Origin of the sequence: Kineosporia sp. NBRC 101731 (genome assembly GCF_030269305.1) — a bacterium.
GTDB lineage: Bacteria > Actinomycetota > Actinomycetes > Actinomycetales > Kineosporiaceae > Kineosporia.
Genome location: NZ_BSTC01000007.1, coordinates 155,588 through 169,544 on the forward strand (window position 1 = coordinate 155,588; position 13,957 = coordinate 169,544).

Annotated in this window: 13 protein-coding genes; 9 read left to right on the top strand and 4 right to left on the bottom strand. The window is 69.9% G+C overall.

The annotated features are described in order from the left end of the window. Positions 1-65: 65 nt before the first annotated feature. Complete coding sequence (locus QSK05_RS20750; protein ID WP_285598924.1) at positions 66-1,181, bottom strand: alpha/beta hydrolase; 1,116 nt, start codon at positions 1,179-1,181, stop codon at positions 66-68. Between the two features lie 166 nt (positions 1,182-1,347). On the opposite strand from QSK05_RS20750, the gene QSK05_RS20755 reads away from it, so the two are divergent. Then, on the top strand, positions 1,348-2,283 hold the full coding sequence (locus tag QSK05_RS20755; RefSeq protein WP_285598925.1) for a hypothetical protein: 936 nt from the start codon (positions 1,348-1,350) through the stop codon (positions 2,281-2,283). Between the two features lie 192 nt (positions 2,284-2,475). Here QSK05_RS20755 and QSK05_RS20760 read toward each other — a convergent pair whose 3' ends face one another. Beyond that, positions 2,476-2,760 carry a hypothetical protein gene (locus QSK05_RS20760; RefSeq protein WP_285598926.1) on the bottom strand — a complete coding sequence of 95 codons (285 nt, stop codon included), beginning with the start codon at positions 2,758-2,760 and terminating at the stop codon, positions 2,476-2,478. A gap of 178 nt (positions 2,761-2,938) precedes the next feature. Between QSK05_RS20760 and QSK05_RS20765 the strand changes: the two genes are divergently transcribed. The 6 genes from QSK05_RS20765 to arfB all read left to right on the top strand — a co-directional run bounded on the left by QSK05_RS20765 (position 2,939) and on the right by arfB (position 9,353). Continuing rightward, positions 2,939-3,526: an RNA polymerase sigma factor gene (locus tag QSK05_RS20765; RefSeq protein ID WP_285598927.1), complete on the top strand. Its 588-nt coding sequence runs from the start codon at positions 2,939-2,941 to the stop codon at positions 3,524-3,526. Between the two features lie 5 nt (positions 3,527-3,531). Continuing rightward, positions 3,532-4,605 carry a hypothetical protein gene (locus QSK05_RS20770; RefSeq protein WP_285598928.1) on the top strand — a complete coding sequence of 358 codons (1,074 nt, stop codon included), beginning with the start codon at positions 3,532-3,534 and terminating at the stop codon, positions 4,603-4,605. 7 nt (positions 4,606-4,612) lie between these two features. Next, positions 4,613-4,999, top strand: coding sequence for a hypothetical protein (locus QSK05_RS20775; RefSeq protein WP_285598929.1), 387 nt, complete (start codon positions 4,613-4,615; stop codon positions 4,997-4,999). Positions 5,000-5,164: 165 nt separating this feature from the next. Next, entirely contained in the window at positions 5,165-6,238 is a 1,074-nt protein-coding gene (locus QSK05_RS20780) for a PNPOx family protein (RefSeq protein WP_285598930.1), read from the top strand. Positions 6,239-6,676: 438 nt separating this feature from the next. Then, positions 6,677-8,923, top strand: a complete 2,247-nt coding sequence (locus QSK05_RS20785; RefSeq protein ID WP_285598931.1) for a DEAD/DEAH box helicase — start codon at positions 6,677-6,679, stop codon at positions 8,921-8,923. Positions 8,924-8,927: 4 nt separating this feature from the next. Further along, a complete protein-coding gene (gene arfB / locus QSK05_RS20790) occupies positions 8,928-9,353 on the top strand; it encodes an alternative ribosome rescue aminoacyl-tRNA hydrolase ArfB (RefSeq protein ID WP_285598932.1) in 426 nt (141 codons plus the stop codon). Positions 9,354-9,431: 78 nt separating this feature from the next. Here arfB and QSK05_RS20795 read toward each other — a convergent pair whose 3' ends face one another. Continuing rightward, positions 9,432-10,262, bottom strand: coding sequence for an oxidoreductase (locus QSK05_RS20795; RefSeq protein WP_285598933.1), 831 nt, complete (start codon positions 10,260-10,262; stop codon positions 9,432-9,434). 111 nt (positions 10,263-10,373) lie between these two features. Continuing rightward, on the bottom strand, positions 10,374-11,612 hold the full coding sequence (locus QSK05_RS20800) for an MFS transporter (RefSeq protein WP_285598934.1): 1,239 nt from the start codon (positions 11,610-11,612) through the stop codon (positions 10,374-10,376). A 78-nt stretch (positions 11,613-11,690) separates the two neighbouring features. Here QSK05_RS20800 and QSK05_RS20805 point away from each other — a divergent pair, with 78 nt between their 5' ends. After that, positions 11,691-12,602 carry a LysR family transcriptional regulator gene (locus QSK05_RS20805; protein WP_285598935.1) on the top strand — a complete coding sequence of 304 codons (912 nt, stop codon included), beginning with the start codon at positions 11,691-11,693 and terminating at the stop codon, positions 12,600-12,602. A gap of 81 nt (positions 12,603-12,683) precedes the next feature. Then, positions 12,684-13,949 carry a DUF1996 domain-containing protein gene (locus QSK05_RS20810; RefSeq protein WP_285598936.1) on the top strand — a complete coding sequence of 422 codons (1,266 nt, stop codon included), beginning with the start codon at positions 12,684-12,686 and terminating at the stop codon, positions 13,947-13,949. Positions 13,950-13,957: the final 8 nt, after the last annotated feature.

The window sequence follows — 13,957 nt, forward strand, 5'->3', positions numbered from 1 at the left end:
GGCCGGGGCCTGGTGGCGGGCGAGCCGGGCCGGCGTCTCCACTCCCGTCGAAAGGTCATGCGACCTCACGGTTTCACCGGATCGACGGTCCGCGTCCGGCTGGTGACCCCCGTCAGGGGCTTGTCACCGTTCAGAGTCGCTTCGGCACTGTGTTTTCCCAGCAGGAAACGCCCGTAGAACGCCGTCGCGTACTGCACCAGGGCGCTGTGCTGGGTGGCCGGGGTGAGCGTGCGGCCGGGGCAGGTGCTGTCGTCGTACGCGAGCGGTGTGGGCGGCGTCCACCGGGTGTTGTAGAAGTTGTGGTTCGCCCCCTCGAGAACGATGGAGTAGGCGCCCGCCCGTGTCTTTCCCTTCACGTCGTCCAGGTAGCCCTGTCCCTCCAGCGACTGACTGATCCCGCCGTCGCACGAGCCCATGACGACCCCGACCGGCACCCGGGTGGTGAAGGTGTCGCTGATGTCACCCAGGGGCCAGTCGAACTTCACCGGCGCCAGCGGAAGCACGGCCTTCACCGTCACGCCTTTCGGCCACTGGTGCCGGTGCTTGTCCGAGGCCTGCCACATGACGCCCTTCCCGGCCCGCGAATGTCCCATCGTGCCGACCCGCCGCAGGTCCACGTGACCGGTCAGCCCGGCCAGCCGGGGACGCAGCGCACCGGTGCCCTCCTGCAGTTGCTTCCACAGCTTCAGGTGGTGATTGATCAGAGCGGCCCGGGCTCCGTATTCACTGGCCGCGGTCTGGTTGATGCCGCTGGAGCCGATCGATACCACGACGTACCCCTGGGCCGCCAGTTGCCGGCCCAGGTAGTCGTATCCCCGGTAGCTGGGATCGGCGCGTCCTTTCCGGCAGGGCCACTTCGTCTCGTCCGCATTCGTGCAGGCGTACCAGGTGCCGTGCTCGAGCACGATGAGTGGCACCTTGCCCCTGATCGTCCGGGGCCGGAACACGACGCCGCGAACCTCGCTGACAGCACCGGTCTCCCGGTCCCGGAACGCCGTGTCACCCAGGTCGTAGGTCGTGGTGACGACCTGCTGGGCGATCGTCGTCCCCGCCGCGACCGAAGCCGGAGGCTGGCCCGCCGCGGCGGGCCGGGACGCGTCCACCATGACCGCTACCGCGAGAACGGCCGCCATCGACCCGATCAGGATCAGGTGACGGGGGCGGGCGAGCAGGTTGGTCATCTCACTCCTCAGGATTGTTCAGCCGATGGCTGTTCGACGCCGCAGGCCGTTCCCGGGTTGTGCCGCGATGTACGGGTGCCGGCCGGACATGTAGGGGGTGTCCGCACGATGCGTTCGCCCGCCGTCCCTTTCCCCGGAGGCCGGGCCGCAGCTCCTGGAGGAGATCATGTCCAGTCCCGATGTCAGCTCCCGAACACCCGGTGGGCGGCGCGCGTCCGGCTGGTGGTGGGTGGGAGTCGTCATGGCTGTCGCCGTTGCGTTGCTCGTGTTCGTCCACCGCGATGACGAGAACTCCGGGTCGGCGGATCCCGTCGCCGTCGAACTGCCGCAGGAACCGGTGGCGACCGACGGCAATCCCCATCTGTTCATGAAGGATGCCCGGTGGCGGCTGACGTCGCTCAGCCAGGACGACGAGCGCAGCGGAAGTCAGGTCTTCACGCTGGCGGGGCGGACGGTGACCATCACGTGGTATCCGTCCCGGGTTGCGGACCTGGTCCTGAGCAGCCGCCGGGCCGACCTGCGGGAGCGGGATCCGCTGACTATTTTCGGCCGGAGGGCAACAGTTCTCGAAGATGCGCTGAATCAGGAGGTGCTGTTCACCTCGGGTTCCGCGTTCATCACGGTGCGGGTGCACGGGGTGCGCGATCGTGACGCCTTCACCGCGGTACTGAGTGAGCTGCAGGTCCTGGAACCCGCTCGGTGGGAGGATTCCCTGGGGCCGGACGTGGTGCGGCCCGAGCAGTCGCCGGAGGTGGCGGGGCAGATGCTGAGCGACGTGCCGATTCCTGACGACTTCGACACCTCGACCCTGGCCACGAGGTTCAGCGAAGACCGCACCACCTTCGGCGGCCGGGTCCTGGGGTCTGTCGGTTGCGCCTGGCTGGGGGAGTACCTCCGGGCCTACGCGGACCAGGACGAGAAGAAGATGGCCGCCGTGTACAAGGCGCTGAGTGGCTACCAGCAATGGTCGCTGCAGAGGGAGATCAACGCGCGGGCAGAGGCTCCCGACTCGGGGATCCTCCTGCTGTCGGGCAAGGTCGGCACCCGGCAGGACGCCTCCGAGTACGTGGACCTGCTCGGATGCGACCGCGACGGGAGGTGAGCGAGTTCCGGCGAACCTGACCCGGAACCGTTCTCAGCGTGAGAATTTCACCTTGAGCAGAGCGATGACGATGCCGGCCGCCGCGATCCCGGCTCCGCTCCACAGGGTGGCGGCCGAGGTCCGGCGGCCGCTCAGGCGTTCGACGACCAGTCCGGTGCCGGCCAGGCGCAGCTCGACGAGACCGGCGAAAAATCAGCACCGGGGTGATCCCCGAACTGAGAATGGTACCGCATAACGAATCTCGTGCATCAGGTGGCTGCGGTGTTCCTCATCGGTGCGCCCGACCTGCTCGGCGACGTGGTGGGCGAAGACGTGCGCCAGGTAGGTGGTCAGGGCCGTGGCCAGGACGATCAGCCAGGAGTGGGCATGGTCCGCGGCCCCGGTGGTGCCGATGATCGCGGCCAGGACCAGGATGTTGCCGTAGACGTAGGCGGAGAGCCGACTGCGCACGCGGTCTGCGGGCAGGGCCTCATCCACGGGGACTGCCGGTTCAGCGGGCCGAGAATCGGGCGGGGCGCGGAGGACGACGTGGTCATGATCCGGATGCCAGGGCGTGTCACCCCTTTTGTCGCACTGTACGACGGGCCCGGTCGGCGCGGTCAGAATGTTCCCGCCACCGCGCAACGCCGGTGGTTGGTCCGGACATGAGTAGGTCGTGAGGGAACTGTCAGACGCTGCCTACCGGCACCTGTACTCCGCCCACTTCCCGGTGATCCTGAACTACGTCCTTCGGCGGGTGAACGGCCCCGACGACGCGGCCGACGTGGTCGCGGAGACGTTTCTGGTGGCCTGGCGCCGGAGTGAGGAGATACCGGCGGGGGAAGATGCACGACTGTGGCTGTTCGGCGTGGCGCGCCGCGTGCTGGCCAACCACGCCCGGGGGGAACGGCGCCGCAGCCAGCTCGGTCAGCGGCTCCGGCTGGAGTTGCGGGAGGACGCGGTGGACGACCCGTCGGCCGATCTGGTCGAGGTCCTGGCCGTGGACGCGGCCCTGGGTGCACTCGAGGCGACCGACCGCGAGGTGCTGGAGCTGACCGTCTGGGACCAGCTGACCCCGAGCGAGATCGGCATCCTGCTGGATCTGCCCGCCCCGGTGGTGCGTTCCCGGTTGTTCCGCGCCCGCAAGGCCGTGCGTAAAGACTTTCGGGCTCCCGAACGGGTGGGCGCCGGGCGACGCGACGACCACGGCGGACCCGGACATGTAGTGGTTGCCCGTACCGCGTCCCAGCCGGAAAGAAGTTGAGATCAATGAACAACCGGGAGTTCGAGGATCTGATGCACCGGGTGCGTCCCGCCCCGTCGTCGCCTGCGCGATTCCATCGTGCCGGGCAGGAACTCCTGGAGGAGATCCTGCGCGGAGACCGGAACGACGACGTGCTGCCGGATCGGATCCCGGCCCTCGACCTGGACGACGGGCCGCCGGCCCTGGCGACCCGGCCCTCACGTCGTCCGTGGCCGGCCGCGGCGGCGGTGGCCGCAGCGGTGGTCGCGGTGTGCGTCGTGCTCGTCCAGGGAAGGGCCCCGGTCGCGCCGGCCGACGAACTGCCCCAGGAACCCCTCGTGGCCACGGGCAATCCGTACCTCACCGTCGACGACGACCGGTGGCGCCCGGCCTCCCTGGTCCAGAACGCGCCCGACGACGGGGAGCAGCAGTTCACCGGGGAGGGCGACGAGAAACTGACGATCTGGTGGGGGCCCGAGTCCGCCTACGAACGCACCGTGCAGCGCATCGGCGCCGACGTCAGCCGGCGGACGTCCCTGACCATCTTCGGCCGGCAGGCGCCACTGTTCGAGACGGCGCTCTCCGAGCAGATTCTCATCCCCGCAGGGGAGATCTTCGTCTCCGTCCGGCTCGACCGCGCGCGTGACCACGAGGAGTTCCTCGCGGTGCTGAGCTCGTTACGGGTCGTGGACCCCCAGAAGTGGAACGCAGATCTGGGAGAAGGGACCGTCACGCCCGGGAACTCGGCGGCCACGGCCGCGACCATGCTGCGCGGCGTGCCGCTCCCGGCCGGATTCGACCTCCCCGACCCGGTCACCGAACTGAGCCAGGACCGCTACTACTTCGGCACCGAACTCCTGACCGCGGTGAGTTGCGCCTGGCTGGAGGATTACACGCACGCTCGCGCGGACCGGGACGAGGAAAGCATGGCCGCGGTCGACACGGCGCTCAGCAGCCACCGGGACTGGCCGTTGCTGAACGAGATGAACGAGACCGGCGACTGGGGCGCGCAGGTACCGGTCTTCGCGGCGAAGGTCAGTATCCGTCAGGACGTTTCCTCGTACATGGAACAGCTCTCGTGCGATCTGCCGCGGGGGTGAGACCCGCATGCGCAGGCCCCGGCCAGAGCGCGTCCGGTGCCGCGTTCTCGTCGAGGCCGCGCTCGCCGAACAGGCCGGTGCGCACGGGGCCGGACCGGTGGCGGCGACCGCGCTCGCCGTGCGCCTTCTGGACTACGTTCCGGCCGTAAGGGACGAGGACCGGAGCGCGCTGTCCGGGTGCCTGAAACCCGGGCACGCGACGGCCGTCCTGAGTCTGCTCCTGGCCGGACGGGGCCGCCGGCACGCGATCGCGTCGCTGGTCGTCGTGCAGGAGGAAATGAACGAGACCGGCGACCGGGGTGTCCAAGTAACGATCTTCGCCGCGAAAGTAGATATCCATCAGGATGTTTCCTTATACATGAAACAGCTCTCGGACGATCTGCCACGGGGGTGAGATGTCGTGCGATGGCACCAGCAGGTACCGCGTGCTCGTCAAGGCCCTGTCCGGGGGCCCGGCGGATGGCGGACTTTTGCCTCTGCCGAGAGCTGGGGCGCGTGTCAACTCTGGACCTGGAGGGTGAGGGGCAAGAACAGGCTCTGATCAGGGTTGGTGATGGGCATGGAGCGGGAATCGAAGCCCTGGACTCCGGTCCGGCACTGGGTGCTGGCGCTGGCAGCGGCTGAGGGCGTGGGGATGACCGCCGCAGCCGCGGCGGCCAGGGTCACGGACTCTGTGGTCGGTGCCGCAGACGGATCCGGCGAGGTCCTGTTCACCATCGGGCTGGCTGTCGCCGGGGGAGTGGTGGAGGGGGTAGCGGTGTCGGTCGCGATGGCCGGCCTGCTCCGGAGCAGTTTCCCGAGACTGCCGGTCGGGCGCTGGGTGGCCGTGACGACTCTGGTCGCCGCCCTCGGATGGGCCGCCGGCACCGTACCGGCTGCTCTCTCCGGGGACGGAAGCTCCCAGGCGTCCCCTCCGCTGGCCTTGATCCTGGTCGGCGCCGCGGCCATCGGGGTGATGATGGGAGCGGTCCTGGGTGGCGCCCAGGCACTCGTCCTGCATGGCGTGGCCCGGCATCCGTTCCGGTGGGTCTCGTTCAGCGCTATGGCCTGGTGCCCGGCGATGGCGGTCATCTTCACCGGAGCCACCCTGCCGGACAGCGACTGGGCCGACGTATCGGTCATCGCCCTCGGGCTGGGTACCGGGTTGATCGCGGGTGCGGTCCTGGGAGCTGTGCTCGGACTCTGTGCGCCCTCACTGGGCGGTCCTTCCGTCCCTGGGAGGATCCTTCTGGGCCTGCTGTCCTCACCGCTGTACCGGATCGTCCCGGTCAGGTTCGCCGGTCTGCAGGTTCACGGGCGTCGCAGCGGCACCTGGCACCGCCTGGTGGTGATGGTCGCCGCGGGTGCGGAGCATGACCTGATCATCGGGGTCGGCCACCCCGAGCAGAAGCAATGGTGGCGCAATCTGATCATGCCCGGTCGGGTGAGGTTCACCGAACGCGGATGCTGGGTGGACGCCGACGCCTCCCTCCTGAGGCCGAACGACCAGGGATACGAGGATGCCTGGGCCGCCTACATCTCCTCGTACCCGACAGCGGTAGGTATGGCCTGCCCGGTGGTGCGTGTCCGGCGGACGGACGCGCCATCGCCCACGACTCTTCGGGACGGGGATCGCCGGCCGGCCGAGGGATGAGGAGACCGACGCCTCGTTCGCTGGTGGCACACCGACGGACGATGCGGTGGACCGGGTGAGGCCGGCCCTGCCGGACCCGCAGGTAAGCGCTTGATCAGCGGTCGGCGGCACGTTCCGGAGGCCCGAAGGAGGGTCCGAGGAATGAGATGCCCGCGTATGCGTTTAGGATAGGCGGGGCACTGACCACGAGACCGGAACCGGTCGTGGTGTTGATGGCCCAGGCCCTGGTGCGTTCAGGGGCCTGCGAGGGGGCCACCGTGGCCTCAAGCGTTGTTGTGTGCCGATCTACCAGGCTCGCCCGGGGTCGGAGCACCGTAGCTCCCGTCCCGGATGTCTCGTGGCGGGCCTGAAGAACCGGACGGCACCCGGGCGATACACCACCCGGGTGGCCGTGCCGGAGTTGTACGCCCTTCCCGGGCGGATGTGGAGGAGGAGTCTGTGGCCCGACCAGGCCAGCGTGGAGCAGGTCATCGCCGTCCTGCGCCGCAGAACCAGCGGCGGGTTCGTCAGCGCCAAGATGTCATCGCGGTGCTCGCCGCCGCGATGCGGGAGATCCAGGACGCCGCCCGCCGCGGCCGCCTGACCCCTGCCCTACGGGCCAAGTTCCAGGCCGTCGCCGCGCTGCTGCGGGAGGAACGCGCCCGCCTGCGGGCCGACACCTCCTCCAGCGGTGCCCGCACGGCCGAACAGCTCAAACGTCTCGACGGGCTCGCGACCGTCCTGGCGACGACCGCCGTCCAGGACACCGGGCTGATGTCCTTCCTCACCGAGGACACGCCGCTGTCCGACGCGGCCCGGTCGCTCAAGCGGGAGATGCAGCAGGCCGCGGGCCTGGAACCGGAGCCCGAGACCGAGCCCCGGGCGGCCACCCCCTCCGAGACCCCGACGGCGCCCGCCCCCGCGGAGAGCCGCGTGATCCCGCGCTCGGTGGTCTCCCGGCAGATGGCCAACCCGTTCCTGGTCCCCGACTTCTCGGCGGCCCGGCCGGCCCCGACCCCCCGGCACCGGCTGGCCGGATGGGAACTGCTCGGCCCGCTGCTGGACTCGTTCGAACGCGCCGACAGCGGAGCCCCCGCCTGCATGAAGCTCCCGACCGGGACGGTCTCCCGCCGGCCGATGAGCGCCCAGCTCATGCCGCACCAGCGTGAACTGGTCGCCGCGGCCGCCGCCGGGCACCGCACCTTCCTGCTGGCCGACGAGCCCGGCCTGGGCAAGACCGCCCAGGCGCTGCTGGCCGCCGAGGCCGCCAACGCGTACCCGCTGCTCGTGGTCGTGCCCAACGTGGTCAAGACCAACTGGGCCCGCGAGGCCCGCCGCTGGACACCGCACCGCCCCGTCACCGTGGTTCAGGGTAACGGCGACGCGGTCGACGGGTTCGCCGACATCGTCGTGGTCAACTACGAGGTCCTCGACCGGCACGTGGGCTGGCTGAGCGACTTCGGCCTGGGCGGCATGGTCGTCGACGAGGCCCACTTCATCAAGAACAAGACCTCCCAGCGCTCGCAGAACGTGCTGCGCCTGTCCGAGCGCCTGCGCGCCCGCTCGGCGCAGCCGCTGCTGATGGCCCTGACCGGCACACCACTGATCAACGACATCGACGACTTCCGGGCGATCTGGCAGTTCCTCGGCTGGATCGACGACAAGAAGCCGCTCGGGAAGCTGATGGACTCCCTGGAGGAGACCGGCCTCAACCCCGCCGACCCGGGCTTCTACCGCGCCGCGCGGCAGTGCGTCATCGACAGCGGCATCGTGCGGCGCCGCAAGGTCGACGTGGCCGCCGACATCCCCGCCCGCCGCGTCGCCGACCTCCCGGTCGAGCTGGAGGGCGCCGCCGGCCGATCGGTCCGCGCGGCCGAGCGCGACCTGGCGCGGCGCATGGTCGAGCGCTATCAGAGCGCTCTGGCGAGCCGTTCGTCCACCAACTCCGCCGACGGGATCGATCTGGAACTGGCGCGCCGGGTGGCCCGGGCCGAGCTGAAAGACACAGCCACCAAGACCGGCGAGAACGTCTTCAGCATGATGCGCCGCATCGGCCAGGCCAAGGCCGGGCTGGCCGCCGACTACGCGGGCCAGCTCGCCCGCAGCGCCGGCAAGGTCGTCTTCTTCGCCAAGCACGTCGACGTCATGGACACCGCCGAGGAGACCTTCACCCGGCAGGGCGTACGGTTCGCGTCCATCCGCGGCGACCAGACCCCCTCACTGCGGCAGAAGAACATCGACGCCTTCGTCAACGACCCCAGCGTCGCCGTCGCGGTCTGCTCCCTGACCGCCGCCGGCGTCGGGCTGAACCTCCAGGTGGCCTCGAACATCGTCCTGGCCGAGCTGTCCTGGACCGACGCCGAGCAGACCCAGGCGATCGACCGCAGCCACCGCATCGGTCAGACCGAGCCGGTCACCGCCTGGCGGGTCATCGCGGCCCAGACCATCGACGCCCGCATCGCCGAGCTCATCGACAGCAAGGCCGGACTGGCCGCCCGGGCCCTGGACGGATCCGACACCGAGGTCTCGTCCTCGTCCGACGTCCAGCTCGACATGCTCGTCGCCCTGCTGGCCGACGAGCTCAGCCAGGCCCTGCAGCCCGATGCCGGGCCGCTGGAGGATTTCCTGGACACAGCCGGGGACGAACCGGTGGACGACCCCCTGGCGGTACCGCTCGACGATCCCCTGAGCGAGCCGGCGGAATAACGACATGGCCGGGCCCCTGCGGGTGAACGCGACCGTGACGATCCCGGAGAACGAACTGACCTGGCGTTTCTCCCGCTCCTCAGGGCCGGGCGGCCAGAGTGTGAACACCACTGACAGCCGCGTCCAGGTGCGCTGGGACGCGGCTGCCAGTGGGGTACTCACACCCGAACAACGCGAACGACTGCTCGGTCGTCTGAGCTCGCGCCTCGTGGACGGGGTTCTGCAGGTCACCTCGTCCGAGCAGCGCTCGCAGCTCCAGAACCGCGAGACCGCCGAACAGCGACTGGCGCAGATCGTGGCGGCCGCGCTCGCCCCACCGGCGCGGGCGCGGCGCGCCACCAAGGCCACCCGGGGTTCCCAGGAACGCCGGATCGCCCAGAAGAAGCGCCGCGGCAACGTCAAACGCTTACGCCGGGACACCTCCGACTAGCGCGGTGACCCACCTTTGTTCGTGATCAGGCGAACCCTCCCCGGGGAAGGTCGGCATGATCACGAACAAGGGGTGGCGTCACTCGTCGAAGTCGGTGCTCCGGCTGAGCTTCTCCCAGGCGTCGACCTCGGTGCGCAGGGCGTCCAGAGCCTTCCGGAACTCGTCCGAGGAGTCGTTGCCCAGCAGCAGCATGAAGGGCGGCTCCTTCGATTCCACGGCCTCGATGAGCGCGGCCGCAGCCCTGGCCGGATCGCCCTTCTGGGTGCCGTGCACCGTGTCGTGCTCCTTGCGGCGCCGGCCCGCCGTGTCGGCGTAGTCGGCGATCGGTACGGCCGCCTGGGTCAGGGAACGACCGGCGAAGTCGGTGCGGAAGCCTCCGGGCTCCACGACCATCGCGGCGATCCCCAGCGACGCCACCTCTTTGCGCAGCGACAAGGTGAGGGCCTCGACGGCGGCCTTCACCGCCGCGTAGTAACCGGAGCCCTCCGGGGAGACGCGGGCCCCGATCGAGGAGATGTTCACGATCGTGCCCGAGCGACGCTCCCGCATGCCCGGCAGGACCGCCTTGACCAGGCGGGTGGTCCCGAACACGTGGGTCTCGAAGAGTCGCTGGACGGCGTCGTCCTCGCCCTCCTCGACCGCGGCTCGGTAGCCGTACCCGGCGTTGTTGACCAGGACATCGATCGCCCCGAACCGCTCCTGCGCCGCCATCACGGCGGCGGACACCTGCTCCTGGTCGGTGACGTCCAGCGGCAGGGCGAGGGCGGTGTCCGGATGGGCATCGGCCAGGTCCTGGACCCGGGAGACGTCCCGCGCGGTGACGACGACATGGTGGCCCCGTGCCAGCACAGCCTCGGCGAAGGCGCGGCCGAGGCCGGTCGAGCAGCCGGTGATCAGCCAGGTGGTCATGAAATGCCTTTCTCCAGAGCATGGGTGGTCTACCACTCGCCCCGAGGCTATGACCGCCGGATCGGGGGTGCGCGTCCAGCCCGGCTCTGAGGGAGGCCCTGTTCTTACCCCTCAGCCCTTTGCCCGCCGCAGCGCAGCCAGCAGCGGCACGGCGGTGAGGAGGGCGATCGCGATGATGACCACGGCGAAACCGACCAGGGCACTGGCCAGGCTGATCGACAGGGTGGCGACACCGATGCCGACCACCGGCAGGGTGAGCCCGATGTAGCCGATCAGGAAGATGCCCGCCAGGACCTCGCCGCGTTGCGCGGGTGCGGACAGGGACCCGGCCACGGCCAGGGCGGCGGCGAAGAGCGGACCGGCGCCCGCACCGCTGACGACGCCGCCCAGGAAGAACCAGCCCAGGGCTCCGACGGTCTCCACGACTACAGCGAGGACGGCGATCCCGGCGACGAGCAGGACGGTGCCGACAGCGATCCGGGCCGGCACGCTCAGAGGGCGCACGGCGATCTGGGAGATCGCGGCGGCGGCGAAGGTCACGAACACCACCAGGCCGGCGGTGGCGCGGGAGGTGATGTGCAGCTGGCCGGCGACGAAGACCGGGGCCAGCGAGGTGAACAGGCCCAGCACCGAGAAGGCGGAGAAGGCGATGCCGCCGGCCAGGAAGAACCGGCCCCGGGCGGCGTGCGGCACGCTGACGCGCTGGGGCCGGTAGGCGGGACGCTGCTGCGGACGGGTGGCGGTCTCGGGGACGAGCGCGATACCGGCGAAGGCCAGGACCAGGAGCACCAGGAACACGACGTACGGGGTCACCAGCGGCGAACCCACCCCTTCGGCCAGGATGCCCGAGACCAGGGCCCCGATGCCGAAGCCGCCGAGGTTGGCCATGCCGGCGACGATCTGCCCGCGCACCGGGTCGGCGCCCGGGCGCGAGGTCAGGTGCAGTTCGAGGATGTGGGCGGTGATGGTCGCGGTGAGCATGCCGACGCCGAACCCGGCGATGACCCGGGCGGCGATCAGGCCGGGCAGCTCGGGCCAGGCGATGAAGACCACGGCCGAGACGATCTGCAGCGCGATGGCCGGCAGCAGGATCCGGCGGCGGCCGTGGACGTCGCCGAGGTGACCGGCCAGGAACAGGGCGATCACCACGCCGACGGCGTAGGCGGCGAAGGCGATCGTGATGGCGAACGTGGAGAAGCCGTCGCGGCGCTGGTAGATCGACCACAGGGGGGTGGGCACGGTGTTGTAGGCCATGACGATCAGGAACGAGGCTGCGGCGATCCAGAAACCGGCGCCGTGGCTGACCTCACGACGGGCCGGGGCCGGGGCCGAGAGCGTGGCGGTTGACATGGCATGAGCCTGACTCACCTGCAGTTATCCCGTCCAACGATGAAATCCGATCGAATTGATCTGGCATAGTGATGAGTCGTGGACAGCCGTCAGCTCGAGGTCTTCGTCGCCGTCGCCCGGGCGGGTGGTTTCACCCGGGCCGCCGCTGATCTGCATCTGGTGCAGTCGGCGGTGTCGGCCACCATCGCGGCCCTGGAATCGGATCTGGGGGAGCGCCTGTTCGACCGCACCACCCGGCAGGTGCGCCTGACCGCCGCCGGGCGCGCCCTGCTGCCGCACGCGTCCTGGATCCTGGACGCCTTCCAGGTCGCCCGGGACGCGGTCGACGCGGTGGGCGGTGGCCTGACCGGCTCGATCCGGATCGGCTACATGACGAACGTGACCCTGTTCGACGTGCCGCGTCTGCTGGGCCGTTTCACCCACGAGCACCCGAATGTCACGATGCGCCTGGCTCCGGCCCCCTCCGGCACCGCGGGGTTGTCCGAGAGCCTGCGGGTGGGTGACATCGACGTGGCGTTCATGGCGGCGCGCCCCGAGGACTATCCCGACCTGCAGATCGATGTGCTGGCCAGCTCGGACCTGGGGCTGACGGTGGCGCTGGATCATCCCCTGGCCGGCCGGGAAACGATCACCCTGGCCGAGGCCGCCCCGCTGCGGTTCGTGGACTTCCGCCAGGGGTTTGCCAACCGCACCCTCGTCGACGCCGAGTTCCGGCGCCGGGGGCTGCGGCGGGACGTGTTCATCGAGGCCTCCGACACCCATGACACCGCGGCACTGGTGCGCAACGGCCTCGGCGCGGGTTTCCTGCCCCGGTACCTGGTCGAGAAAGACCCCTCGCTGCACTGGATCGAGGTGGAGGACGCCGACTTCCAGATGTACGTCAGCGTGGCGACGGCTCGGGGGCGCACACTGACCGCGGCGGCCGCCCGCCTGGCTGCGCTGGCCCGGGGCGCGCAGGGGCCGGGGACCCAGGGCGGGACCCAGGTCTAGGACTTTGGGCCTACAGGTGATTCACAGGCTCGCGGTTGGGTCGGACCACTCGAGTTCCCTGACCACGAGAAGGAGCATCACGTGTCGCGACGACGTCCCCGGCTGCTGCGCCCGGCCATTGCGCTGGCGACGGCCTCGATCCTGGGGGTGGGCGCGGCGATCGCGTTCGGCGCGGTCCCGGGTAACTCCGCCAACCTGCCCCAGGGCAGCCACCACGGCAGCACGGTGCAGCCGGTCGCCGGTTCCGCGGGTGATGACGAGCTGGAGATGACCACGGCGCAGGCGGCGAAATACGCCAGCACACTGGGAAAGCCGGCCACGAAGAAGCGGCGGCACGGCAGTACGCCGACCCCAGGCCCCAGTGCCACGCCGAGTAGCACCCCGGCCCCGACCGCCCCGACCAGCCCGACCAGCACGAGCACCCCCACCGACACCAGCACGCCGGACCACACGATGACCCCCGGCGCCACCATGACGATGCCCGCCGGTGACTGGATCCCGGTGGATGCGGCGGCCTGGAAGGCCCAGCTCGAGGAGTTCGAGGCACTGACGCCGCGCACCCCGCCGGCCACCGCGAAGAAGAACCCCGAGTTCAACGCCACCTGCACGTACAGCCACTCGGGCAACAACGACCCGATCGTGTTCCCCGGCCAGACCGGGAAGTCGCACCTGCACTCGTTCTTCGGCAACGAGAGCACCGACGCGAACAGCACCACCGAGGACCTGATGAAGTTCACGTCCACGACCTGCCGGCCGACCGAAGACCACTCGGCCTACTGGATGCCGTCACTGACCGACAAGAGCACCGGCCAGAAGGTGGAACCGAAAGAGCTGATCGTTTACTACGGTTCGCTGCTGGAGGACAAGACCAAGACGGTGCCGATGCCGAACGGCATGCGGATGGTCGTGGGGGATGCAAAGAAGCAGGAGGCCACCCCGGTCGGCACGGTGAACCAGTTCTGGTGCGCCGGTGGCCCGGCCGACGGCGTGGCCCGCAGCGACGACGGCAACTGGCCCGTCTGCCAGGACAACGGCTCGCTGCACTTCCTGCAGCGGTTCCCGGACTGCTGGGACGGCAAGAACCTGGACAGCCCGGACCACAAGTCGCACGTCGCCTACGGTGCGCAGGGCACCTGCCCGGCCGCGTTCCCGGTCCGGATCCCGGCCGTCACCTTCGTCGTCAACTACGACACCGAAGGTACCCAGGCCGGGTTCGAGCTGGCCAGCGGAATGGCCTCGTCCATGCACTTCGACGGGTTCTTCGCCTGGGACACCAAGACCATGGCCGACCTGGTCAAGAGCTGCGTGAACCAGCTGGTGACCTGCAACAAGGAGAAGCAGTTCTGATGTAGTTC

Bases quoted from the DNA above. Each gene is read 5' to 3' on its own strand.
- QSK05_RS20755 (WP_285598925.1), top strand. From the start codon at position 1,348: ATGTCCAGTCCCGATGTCAGCTCCCGAACACCCGGTGGGCGGCGCGCG.
- QSK05_RS20775 (WP_285598929.1), top strand. From the start codon at position 4,613: ATGCGCAGGCCCCGGCCAGAGCGCGTCCGGTGCCGCGTTCTCGTCGAG.
- QSK05_RS20770 (WP_285598928.1), top strand. From the start codon at position 3,532: ATGAACAACCGGGAGTTCGAGGATCTGATGCACCGGGTGCGTCCCGCC.
- QSK05_RS20800 (WP_285598934.1), bottom strand. From the start codon at position 11,612: ATGTCAACCGCCACGCTCTCGGCCCCGGCCCCGGCCCGTCGTGAGGTC.
- QSK05_RS20750 (WP_285598924.1), bottom strand. From the start codon at position 1,181: ATGACCAACCTGCTCGCCCGCCCCCGTCACCTGATCCTGATCGGGTCG.
- QSK05_RS20780 (WP_285598930.1), top strand. From the start codon at position 5,165: ATGGAGCGGGAATCGAAGCCCTGGACTCCGGTCCGGCACTGGGTGCTG.
- arfB (WP_285598932.1), top strand. From the start codon at position 8,928: ATGGCCGGGCCCCTGCGGGTGAACGCGACCGTGACGATCCCGGAGAAC.
- QSK05_RS20795 (WP_285598933.1), bottom strand. From the start codon at position 10,262: ATGACCACCTGGCTGATCACCGGCTGCTCGACCGGCCTCGGCCGCGCC.